Raw genomic sequence first — 9,781 nt, forward strand, 5'->3', positions numbered from 1 at the left:
AGGTTATTCGCCTGTCTTGGCCAGGTAACGCTTGCGCCAGAACACCAGGACCAGGCTGAGGGCAATCAGTCCCATGCTGGCCAGGGTCCACCAGAAGGCGCTGGCCTGATGGAGCCAGGGAATGAATTCGAAATTCATGCCAAAAATGGCTGCGATCAAATTCAGCGGCAGGAAGATGGCCGTCAGCGACGTGAGTGTGCGCATGATGTCGTTGGTGCGGTTGCTTTGCACATTGAAGTGCATTTGCACGGCGCTTTCGGTGTTGTGCTCCAGGCGGCGCACATGCTGGGCCACACGATCGATGTGTTCGAGCACGTCACGGTTGCGGATTTTGAGCATCTCAAGATCGCGCGTCGCGCCAACCTCGGCGCCAGGCTGTTCGCTGTTGAGCGACTCGCCCCAGTTGAGTAAGGCGGTGCGCTGATCGTCACACAAGGACTCGAGCTGGTGCAGCGCGGCGCGAGCTTGCAACAGAGCCTCCCAGCGTACAAAGCGGGCACGGGGGTTGAGCAGCTGGGTTTGCCAGTGGTCAAGTTGTCGGCTCAGGATGCGACGTAAATCCAGGTAGCCATCCACCATGTGGCTGATGATGCGCAGCATCATGTCGGCAGGGCTTGTGGGTACGCCGCGTGCCCCTGTGGAGCGGGCATCGGGTTCTGCCAGACGTTGCTCGGCGGTGGTGAGCAGACGCTGTGCATAGGCATCACGCACGGCGCAGTCGTCAGGGTGGACGCTGATCAGGATGCGGTCAAAAACCGCAAAGCCCACGGGGCTGGTGTGCAGCCGTTGAAGTGCAGGGGGACCCTGACGTTTGTTGATGGGTGGCTCGGTGGCAGCGGGCTCAGGTGTGGCCAGGCGACGAAAGACCATCAGGTCATAGTGCGCGCTGTAGTCAAAGTGCGAGGGCAGTTGAGCATTGAGCAAGTCGGAGACATGCAAATCCACGAGGGAGCGACCGCACCAGCGTTCCAGTGCGGCCTGGATTGGATCGAGGTGGGCCTCAAAGGCAGAGCGGGAACACGCCACCCACAAAAAACCTTGTGTGGGCAGTTGCAGTGGCAAGTCTGTTTCAGGTGTGACCCGCGCGCCTGCAATGCTGAAGATCCGCATGCCGTGCTGGCTCATTTTTCAGGGCAGCTGATTGACGATACGTGCCACATCGCGCGCAAAGTAGGTCAGCACCCCATCGGCCCCGGCGCGCTTGAAGGCCAGCAAGCTCTCCAGCATGACGGCGTCGTGGTCGAGCCAGCCGTTTTGTGCGGCGGCCTTGAGCATGGCGTATTCGCCCGAGACCTGGTAGGCGAAGGTGGGCACGCGCAACTCGTCCTTCACGCGGCGCACCACGTCCAGATACGGCATCCCTGGCTTGACCATCACCATGTCGGCGCCCTCGGCAATGTCCAGCGCCACTTCCTTGAGCGCTTCGTCGGTGTTGCCCGGGTCCATCTGGTAGACCTTCTTGTTGCTCTTGCCCAGATTGGCGGCCGAGCCCACGGCGTCGCGGAAGGGACCATAGAAGGCGCTGGCGTATTTGGCGCTGTAGGCCATGATGCGGGTGTGGATGTGACCACGTGCCTCGAGCGCCTGGCGGATCGCGCCAATGCGTCCGTCCATCATGTCGCTGGGCGCGACGATGTCCACGCCCGCTTCGGCCTGGGTGAGCGCCTGCTGCACCAGCACGGCGCTGGTTTCGTCATTCAGGATATAGCCGGTTTCGTCGAGCAGGCCGTCCTGGCCGTGGCTGGTGAAGGGGTCGAGCGCCACATCGGTCATCACGCCCAGTTCGGGAAAGCGTTTTTTGAGTTCGCGCACCACGCGGGGCACCAGTCCCTCTGGGTTCATGGCTTCCTTGCCGGTGGGGTCCTTGAGCGAGGCGTCGATCACCGGGAACAGGGCCATGACGGGGATGCCCAGCTTCACGCAGTCTTCGGCCACCGGCAGCAGCAGGTCCAGCGACAGACGCTCCACGCCCGGCATGGAGCCGACCTGCTGGCGCTGGTTCTGGCCGTCCAGCACAAACACCGGGTAGATCAGGTCGTGCGCGGTCACGCGGTGTTCGCGCACCAGGTTGCGGGTGAATTCGTCGCGGCGCAGGCGGCGCGGACGGCCAAGGGGATAGGGGGCAAAAGGGGTCATGTCGAAAATTGTGCCTCAACTGTTTGCCCTGAGAAGACAGCAGCTGTCACAAATGGGGGGTGGTGCAGTGAAAAATTTGTTGTTTTTCAGGCTAATCACGTTTTTGTCATTCTGCTTGTCTTGTTGTGGTTTCTGTTATTTGTTAAATTCGCCGCTGAACAGCTTGCTGTTCCCCGCTTTTCCTCCCTGAGCGGGCGCTTTGATGTGTAAAAACACAAGGCTTCTCACCCTCGGCTATTGCCGGGGGTTTTTTTTGCCTGCCCCTTTGTGGGGGCTACACTGTTGCCATGCTCTGGATCAAAGCCCTTCATATTCTGTTCATTGCCAGCTGGTTTGCGGGCTTGTTCTACCTGCCCCGTATTTATGTGAATCTGGCCATGGTGCCGGCTGAATCGGTGGCCGAACGCGCACGCTTGTTGCTTATGGCGCGCAAGCTTTACCGGTTCATGACGATTTTGGCGATTCCTGCTTTGGTGCTGGGTTTGGTGCTGTGGTTGCACTACGGTATCGGCAAAGGCCCTGGACAGGGGTGGATGCACGCCAAACTTCTGGTGGTCGTGGGCTTGTTGGGCTACCACCATGCCTGTGGCCGCATTCTGCGCAAGTTCGAAGCGGGTAGCATGCGTCGCAGCCACATCTGGTTTCGCTGGTTCAATGAGGCACCTGTGCTCATGATGCTGGCAGCCGTCATTTTGGTGGTCGTCAAACCTTTCTGAGGCACCGGTGGCTTCCACAGCAGCTCGCCCCCTGTCGTGGATTTATGCCGTATTGATTGTCTACGCCAGCCTGTATCCGTGCGAGGGTTGGCGCGATCACGGCATTGCCCCTTGGGCCTATTTGACGACCCCTTTGCCAAAGTACTGGACACAGTTTGATGTGGTCTCCAACGTGCTGGGCTACGCGCCTTTAGGCTTCTTGGTTGCTTTGGCCCGTTTGCGTTTGCGCCTGCGTTTGTCGGCCGTCGCAGTGGCCGTTGTGTTGGCGGGTTTGCTGTCTTTGGGGCTGGAAACCCTTCAAAGTTTTTTGCCCATGCGGGTACCTTCCAATCTGGATGCGTTGCTCAATGTGCTGGGTGCATTGCTTGGCGCAGTGTTGGCGCGTGTGCTTTTGGCCATGGGTTGGCTCGAGCGGTGGAGCCGCTTTCGATCGCAATGGTTCGTGCCCCACAGCAGCGGCGCCTTGGCCTTGATGGCCACCTGGCCCCTGGCTTTGTTGTTTCCGGCGCCAGTGCCTTTCGGGCTGGGACAAGTGCTGGAGCGACTGGAAGATGCTTTGGCCCAGTGGCTGCTGGACACGCCGTGGCTGGAATGGTTGCCGCTGCGTGAGGTTGAGCTTCAGCCCTTGTTGCAGATCAACGAAGTTTTGTGCATTGGTCTGGGAGTCCTGTTGCCTGTCATGTTGGGGTACGGTGTGGTGCGTCAGATGTGGCAGCGTGTGTGGTGCCTGGCCTCGGGGCTGATTGTGGGGGCGTGCGCTTCTGCGCTCAGTTCGGTGTTGACCTATGGACCAGAGCATGCCTGGGAGTGGGTGACGCCCGAGGTTCACATGGGCTTGGGACTCGCGCTTGTGCTGGGCCTGCTGCTGCTGCGAGTGCCCGCCCGTATGGCGCTTGTGCTGACCTTGACGTTTGTGGTCTGGCAGCTTGGAATGCTCAACAATGCCTCTGCCGATGTGTATTTTTCGCAGACTGTTCAGACTTGGGAGCAAGGACGATTTATTCGCTTCCATGGCTTGATCCAGTGGTTGGGGTGGCTGTGGCCTTATGCCTTGTTACTGTATTTGTTGTGGTCGGTGGGTCGTTCGCCGCATCTTGACCACGCCTCTTCAGGGGCTTGAAGGCGCGAGCCGTATCCAGGTCCTAAAATTCGACCATGAGCGAACCGCAAAACCCCAGCTACTTCAAAAGACATATTTTTTTCTGCCTGAACCAGCGTGCTCAAGGCGAGGCCTGCTGTGCCCAGCACCAGGCCCAGGAGGCCTTCGACCACTGCAAGCAAAAGGTGCGTGATCTGGGGCTGGCCGGCCCCGGGCAGGTTCGTGTGAACAAGGCGGGATGCCTTGACCGTTGCGCGGGTGGGCCTGTGGCGGTGGTTTACCCGGAGGCTGTCTGGTACACCTTTGTCGACACAGCCGATCTCGACGAGATTGTGGAGCGCCACTTGCAGCATGGCGAGGTCGTTGAGCGTTTGCGTTTGCCTGAAAGCGTGGGCCGTTGATGAACGTGCACACCCAAGCCTTGCAGTTGCAGGGACAGGCGGGTCTTGTGGAGGCATTGCTCGACGAACCTCAGGGCGCGGTCGTGGGGACGGCCGTGATCGCGCACCCCCATCCCTTGTTTGGCGGCACCATGAACAACAAGGTGGTTCAAACTCTCGCGCGTGCTTTTGTGCAGTGTGGCTGGCGTGCGGTTCGTTTCAATTTCCGGGGCGTGGGTGCCTCGCAAGGCGAGCATGACGCTGGCCAGGGTGAAGCGCAGGACATGTTTCAAGTGGTGCAGCAAGTGGCACCACATGGGCCGCTGGCATTGGCCGGGTTCTCGTTTGGTGCTTTTGTGACCACGCATGTGGTCGCGGGGCTGGCAGAGCGGCAAGTTGCCAAGTTGGTGTTGGTGGGTACGGCTGCATCACGCTTTGAGGTGGCACCTGTGCCGGCGGCTGTGCATGAGCACACACTGGTGTTGCATGGTGAACAAGACGATACGGTCCCCCTGGACAGTGTCATGAATTGGGCGCGCCCACAACATTTGCCGGTCACGGTGATTCCTGGCGTGGAACATTTCTTCCATGGCCAGTTGCCTTTGCTCAAAAGCTTGGTGGTACGCCACCTTCGTGCCTGAGGTTTTCGGGCTGTGATGCGGGCGTCCTGGCAGTGAAGACAAAAATGCTGATGAAAAATACACGCAAATTCTGGTGTGCGCTGGGTGCGCTGTTGACGGCAATCGCAGTGCACGCCCAAATGCCCAGACCTCCCGAGATTGCGGCCAAGGCCTACCTGCTGCTGGATGTCACGGCCAACCAAGTGCTGGCCGCCAAAGATCCGGACATGTTGGTGGAGCCCGCGTCATTGACCAAACTGATGACGGCGTATCTGGTGTTTGACGCCTTGCGAGCCAGAAAAATCGATCTCAAGCAAACCTTGCCCGTGTCCACCAAGGCCTGGAAAATGCCGGGCGCTCGTATGTTCATTGACCCCAAGATGCAGGTGCCGGTGGAGGACCTGATCAAGGGTATGGTTGTGCAGTCGGGCAACGATGCGACCATGGCCCTGGCTGAGGGCGTGGGCGGTAGCGCCGAATACTTTGTCGAGATGATGAATGCCCAGGCCAAGGCCTTGGGGATGAAAAACACTAGTTACAAAAACCCCGAAGGCCTGGCCGAGGCAGGCCACGTGACCACGGCGCGTGACTTGAGCACCCTGGCCACACGTCTCATGCGGGACTTTCCTGATGAGGTGGCGTACTACGCTATCAAGAAATACCGTTACCCTGGTACGCCCGAGGCCAACGGCAACAACCGTAATTTGCTCTTGTTTCGCGATCCGACAGTCGATGGCCTGAAGACGGGCCACACCGATGCAGCTGGTTACTGCCTGGTGGCCACGGCCAAACGTGATTTTCCCAATGTGGGTTCGCGCCGCCTGCTGGCCGTCGTGCTGGGGGCTGACAGTGAGAACGCTCGTGCCAATGAGGCTCAAAAGTTGTTGAACTGGGGATACACCGCTTTTGATGCGGTCAAACTGTTTGAGGCAGCCCAGCCTGTGGCTGCACCAAAGATCTGGAAGGGCAAGGACGACACCGTGGCCCTGGGCTCGCCTTTGCCGTTGGTGGTGGCGGTGCCTGCTGGCAGTGCTGCGCAGATCAAGACCCAGGTCGTGCGTCCAGACCCGTTGGTTGCACCGGTCGCAAAAGGCCAGTCCTTGGGTACGCTCAGAGTCATGCGTGGTGACGAGGCCTTGCTCAATGTGCCGCTGGTGGCATTGAAAGGCGTTGAGCAAGCCGGTGTTCTGGGTCAAGCCTGGGACGCAATACGCCTCTGGTTAAAGTAAAAAGAATACTTTTATCTGTTGTTTTGTCCTTCGCGAAGCATCCACTTGTGGCCGGTACGCGGGCACGCTATACTGGCGGGCTTTTCCGCATTTGGAGCGGAGAAGTATTTGTGTTCAATCCAAACGTTTAGGGACGTTTATCAATGCCAACCATCAATCAACTGGTGCGTCAGGGGCGAGAAGTTGAGACTATCAAGTCCAAAAGCCCTGCGATGCAAAACTGCCCACAGCGCCGTGGCGTGTGCACCCGTGTGTACACCACGACGCCCAAGAAGCCTAACTCCGCTCTGCGTAAGGTCGCCAAGGTGCGCCTGACCAACGGTTTCGAAGTCATTTCCTACATCGGTGGTGAAGGCCACAACCTGCAGGAACACAGCGTCGTGCTGGTTCGCGGCGGTCGTGTCAAGGACTTGCCGGGTGTGCGTTATCACATCGTTCGCGGTTCTCTGGACCTGCAAGGTGTGAAAGACCGTAAGCAAGCTCGCTCCAAGTACGGCGCGAAAAAGCCCAAGGCCAAATAAGCAGCTGTTTTTAAAGGTGCTGTACTGGGTTCATGACGAGCCAGTTCAGCGTAGTGACCCGGTTGTCGGGTCGAGTAAGTGCAAATTCAAAATGGATTTGCGGGGTGTCTGGATAACAAGGACGTCCAGCCATCAACTGAAGCAAAGAGGTGAAAAATGCCACGTCGTCGCGAAGTCCCTAAACGTGAAATCCTGCCGGATCCCAAGTTCGGCAATGTCGAGCTCTCCAAGTTCATGAACGTGATCATGGAAGGCGGCAAAAAAGCGGTTGCCGAGCGCATCATTTACGGTGCTCTGGAAACCATGGAACAGAAAACCGGCAAAGATCCGCTGGAGCTGTTCACCATCGCCATCAACAACGTCAAGCCCATGGTGGAAGTGAAATCCCGCCGCGTGGGTGGTGCCAACTACCAGGTGCCTGTTGAAGTGCGTCCGGTCCGTCGCCTGGCCCTGTCCATGCGCTGGATCAAGGAAGCTGCCCGCAAGCGTGGCGAAAAGTCCATGGCCCTGCGCCTGGCCAACGAACTGCTGGAAGCCAACGAAGGCCGCGGCGGTGCCATGAAAAAGCGTGACGAAGTGCACCGCATGGCCGAAGCCAACAAGGCGTTCTCGCACTTCCGCTTCTAAGCCGAGGGGCTACTGCGCGGCTGTGATCCGTCGTTGCGGGGCCCGTCCGGAAATCCTCACGACCCTCAAGGTCGTTCCGGTTTCCGGCCACCCGCGCCTAGGCTGACAGCCGCTCGCTACGCCCTGCAGACCCCTGTAGGGCGTAAGCGTTTCTAGTATTTTTGCAATCTGAATTCCCAAGAGGACCATCATGGCTCGCACCACCCCCATCGAGCGTTACCGCAACATTGGTATCTCGGCTCACATTGACGCCGGCAAGACCACCACCACCGAACGTATCCTGTTCTATACCGGCGTGAACCACAAGATCGGTGAAGTGCACGATGGCGCTGCCACCATGGACTGGATGGAGCAGGAACAAGAGCGTGGTATCACGATCACGTCCGCTGCCACCACCTGTTTCTGGAAAGGCATGGACAACTCCTTCCCCGAGCACCGCTTCAACATCATCGACACCCCCGGCCACGTGGACTTCACCATTGAGGTGGAGCGTTCCATGCGCGTGCTCGACGGCGCTTGCATGGTGTACTGCGCTGTGGGCGGCGTGCAGCCTCAGTCCGAAACTGTGTGGCGTCAGGCCAACAAGTACCGCGTGCCCCGTCTGGCCTTCGTGAACAAGATGGACCGTACCGGCGCCAACTTCTTCAAAGTCGTCGAGCAGATGAAGTTGCGCCTGAAGGCCAACCCTGTGCCCATCGTGATCCCGATTGGTGCCGAAGAAGGCTTCAAGGGCGTGGTCGACCTGCGCAAGATGAAGGCCATCATCTGGGACGAAGCTTCCCAGGGCATGAAGTTCACCTTCGAAGACATCCCCGCTGAGCTGCTGGAAACCGCCAAGGAGTGGCGCGAGAAGATGGTGGAAGCCGCTGCTGAAGCCAACGAAGACCTGATGAACAAGTACCTCGAAGAAGGCGACTTGTCCGAAGAGGAAATCACCGCTGGTCTGCGCGCACGTACCCTGGCTGTTGAAATTCAGCCGATGCTGTGCGGTACCGCCTTCAAGAACAAGGGTGTGCAGCGTATGCTGGACGCCGTGGTCGAACTGCTGCCTTCGCCTTTGGACGTTCCTCCGGTTCCCGGCTTCGACGAAGACGAGAAGGAAACGACCCGCAAGGCCGACGACAACGAGAAGTTCTCTGCGCTGGCATTCAAGCTGATGACTGACCCCTTCGTCGGTCAGCTGACTTTCGTGCGCGTTTACTCTGGCGTTCTGAAAAAGGGCGATACCGTTTACAACGCGGTGCGCGGCAAGAAAGAGCGTATCGGCCGTATCGTGCAGATGCACGCCAACAACCGTGAAGAAGTCGAAGAAATTCGCGCTGGCGACATCGCTGCTTGCGTGGGTCTGAAGGACGTGACCACAGGTGAGACTCTGTGCGATCCCGCAGCTGTTGTGACCCTCGAGCGCATGGTCTTCCCTGAGCCCGTGATCCGTCAGGCCGTGGAACCCAAAACCAAGGCCGACCAGGAAAAGATGGGCATTGCCCTGTCTCGTCTGGCCGCTGAAGATCCTTCCTTCCGCGTCAACACCGACGAAGAATCCGGCCAGACCATCATCGGTGGTATGGGCGAATTGCACCTCGAAATCATCGTGGACCGCATGAAGCGTGAATTCGGCGTGGAAGCCAACGTGGGCAAGCCTCAAGTGGCTTACCGCGAAACCGTTCGCAAGACGGTGGCCGACGTCGACGGCAAGTTCGTGCGTCAGTCCGGTGGTAAGGGCCAGTACGGTCACGTGGTGTTCCGTCTGGAGCCCAACGAAGCCGGCAAGGGCTTCGAGTTCCTGGACGAGATCAAGGGCGGTGTGGTGCCTCGCGAATACATCCCTGCCGTGCAAAAAGGCGTGGAAGAAGCGCTCAACAGCGGCGTGCTGGCTGGCTACCCCGTGGTGGACGTCAAGGTTGCGCTGACCTTCGGTTCTTACCACGATGTGGACTCCTCTGAACAAGCGTTCAAGATGGCCGCCATCTTCGGCTTCAAGGAAGCTGCCAAGAAGGCCAACCCCGTCATCCTCGAGCCCATGATGGCCGTGGAAGTTGAGACGCCTGAAGACTACGCCGGTAACGTGATGGGTGACTTGTCTTCCCGTCGCGGTATGGTGCAGGGCATGGACGACATGGTTGGCGGTGGCAAGGCCATCAAGGCCGAAGTGCCGCTGTCCGAAATGTTCGGTTACTCCACCACGCTGCGTTCCATGTCGCAAGGTCGCGCGACCTACACCATGGAATTCAAGCACTACGCTGAAGCGCCGAAGAACGTGGCTGACGCCATCGTCGCTTCACGCGCTAAATAAGAACCTGTCTGCGATCCGGTGCCGCTCGGTGCCCGTGCCGAGCGATCAAGCAACCGGATGCAGACGTAAAACCAACACACGGGCATTGCTCTTTTAAAGGAAGATAGAAATGGCCAAGGAAAAATTTGAACGTACGAAACCGCACGTGAACGTGGGCACG

10 protein-coding genes are annotated in these 9,781 nt (G+C 58.8%); 8 read left to right on the forward strand and 2 right to left on the reverse strand.

What is annotated here, in order from left to right:
* Window positions 1–3 precede the first annotated feature (3 nt).
* Both AAFM15_RS00875 and hemB read right to left on the reverse strand, forming a co-directional pair.
* Complete coding sequence (locus tag AAFM15_RS00875) at window positions 4–1,110, reverse strand: magnesium transporter CorA family protein (RefSeq protein WP_341684807.1); 1,107 nt, start codon at window positions 1,108–1,110, stop codon at window positions 4–6.
* A gap of 18 nt (window positions 1,111–1,128) precedes the next feature.
* Window positions 1,129–2,136 carry a porphobilinogen synthase gene (gene hemB, locus AAFM15_RS00880; RefSeq protein WP_341684808.1) on the reverse strand — a complete coding sequence of 336 codons (1,008 nt, stop codon included), beginning with the start codon at window positions 2,134–2,136 and terminating at the stop codon, window positions 1,129–1,131.
* Window positions 2,137–2,423: 287 nt separating this feature from the next.
* Between hemB and AAFM15_RS00885 the strand changes: the two genes are divergently transcribed.
* The 8 genes from AAFM15_RS00885 (at window position 2,424) to fusA (ending at window position 9,621) form a co-directional block, all read left to right on the forward strand.
* Entirely contained in the window at window positions 2,424–2,852 is a 429-nt protein-coding gene (locus AAFM15_RS00885) for a CopD family protein (protein WP_341684809.1), read from the forward strand.
* A gap of 7 nt (window positions 2,853–2,859) precedes the next feature.
* On the forward strand, window positions 2,860–3,972 hold the full coding sequence (locus AAFM15_RS00890; protein ID WP_341684810.1) for a VanZ family protein: 1,113 nt from the start codon (window positions 2,860–2,862) through the stop codon (window positions 3,970–3,972).
* 35 nt (window positions 3,973–4,007) lie between these two features.
* On the forward strand, window positions 4,008–4,352 hold the full coding sequence (locus tag AAFM15_RS00895) for a ferredoxin (RefSeq protein WP_341684811.1): 345 nt from the start codon (window positions 4,008–4,010) through the stop codon (window positions 4,350–4,352).
* Window positions 4,352–4,972, forward strand: a complete 621-nt coding sequence (locus AAFM15_RS00900; protein WP_341684812.1) for an alpha/beta fold hydrolase — start codon at window positions 4,352–4,354, stop codon at window positions 4,970–4,972. Before AAFM15_RS00895 ends, AAFM15_RS00900 begins: the two co-directional genes overlap by 1 nt.
* Window positions 4,973–5,091: 119 nt before the next feature.
* Window positions 5,092–6,180 (forward strand): D-alanyl-D-alanine carboxypeptidase family protein, encoded by a 1,089-nt coding sequence (locus tag AAFM15_RS00905; protein ID WP_371833061.1) that lies wholly within the window; start codon window positions 5,092–5,094, stop codon window positions 6,178–6,180.
* A gap of 143 nt (window positions 6,181–6,323) precedes the next feature.
* A complete protein-coding gene (gene rpsL / locus AAFM15_RS00910) occupies window positions 6,324–6,701 on the forward strand; it encodes a 30S ribosomal protein S12 (RefSeq protein WP_214124199.1) in 378 nt (125 codons plus the stop codon).
* A 156-nt stretch (window positions 6,702–6,857) separates the two neighbouring features.
* Window positions 6,858–7,328, forward strand: coding sequence for a 30S ribosomal protein S7 (rpsG, locus tag AAFM15_RS00915; RefSeq protein ID WP_341684814.1), 471 nt, complete (start codon window positions 6,858–6,860; stop codon window positions 7,326–7,328).
* Window positions 7,329–7,518: 190 nt separating this feature from the next.
* Window positions 7,519–9,621: an elongation factor G gene (gene fusA / locus AAFM15_RS00920; RefSeq protein ID WP_341684815.1), complete on the forward strand. Its 2,103-nt coding sequence runs from the start codon at window positions 7,519–7,521 to the stop codon at window positions 9,619–9,621.
* Window positions 9,622–9,781: the final 160 nt, after the last annotated feature.

Origin of the sequence: Limnohabitans sp., from assembly GCF_038134685.1 — a bacterium.
Lineage (GTDB): Bacteria > Pseudomonadota > Gammaproteobacteria > Burkholderiales > Burkholderiaceae_C > Limnohabitans_A.

Bases quoted from the DNA above. Each gene is read 5' to 3' on its own strand.
- AAFM15_RS00875 (WP_341684807.1), bottom strand. From the start codon at position 1,110: ATGCGGATCTTCAGCATTGCAGGCGCGCGGGTCACACCTGAAACAGAC.
- hemB (WP_341684808.1), bottom strand. From the start codon at position 2,136: ATGACCCCTTTTGCCCCCTATCCCCTTGGCCGTCCGCGCCGCCTGCGC.
- AAFM15_RS00885 (WP_341684809.1), top strand. From the start codon at position 2,424: ATGCTCTGGATCAAAGCCCTTCATATTCTGTTCATTGCCAGCTGGTTT.
- AAFM15_RS00895 (WP_341684811.1), top strand. From the start codon at position 4,008: ATGAGCGAACCGCAAAACCCCAGCTACTTCAAAAGACATATTTTTTTC.
- AAFM15_RS00900 (WP_341684812.1), top strand. From the start codon at position 4,352: ATGAACGTGCACACCCAAGCCTTGCAGTTGCAGGGACAGGCGGGTCTT.
- AAFM15_RS00905 (WP_371833061.1), top strand. From the start codon at position 5,092: ATGCCCAGACCTCCCGAGATTGCGGCCAAGGCCTACCTGCTGCTGGAT.
- rpsL (WP_214124199.1), top strand. From the start codon at position 6,324: ATGCCAACCATCAATCAACTGGTGCGTCAGGGGCGAGAAGTTGAGACT.
- rpsG (WP_341684814.1), top strand. From the start codon at position 6,858: ATGCCACGTCGTCGCGAAGTCCCTAAACGTGAAATCCTGCCGGATCCC.
- fusA (WP_341684815.1), top strand. From the start codon at position 7,519: ATGGCTCGCACCACCCCCATCGAGCGTTACCGCAACATTGGTATCTCG.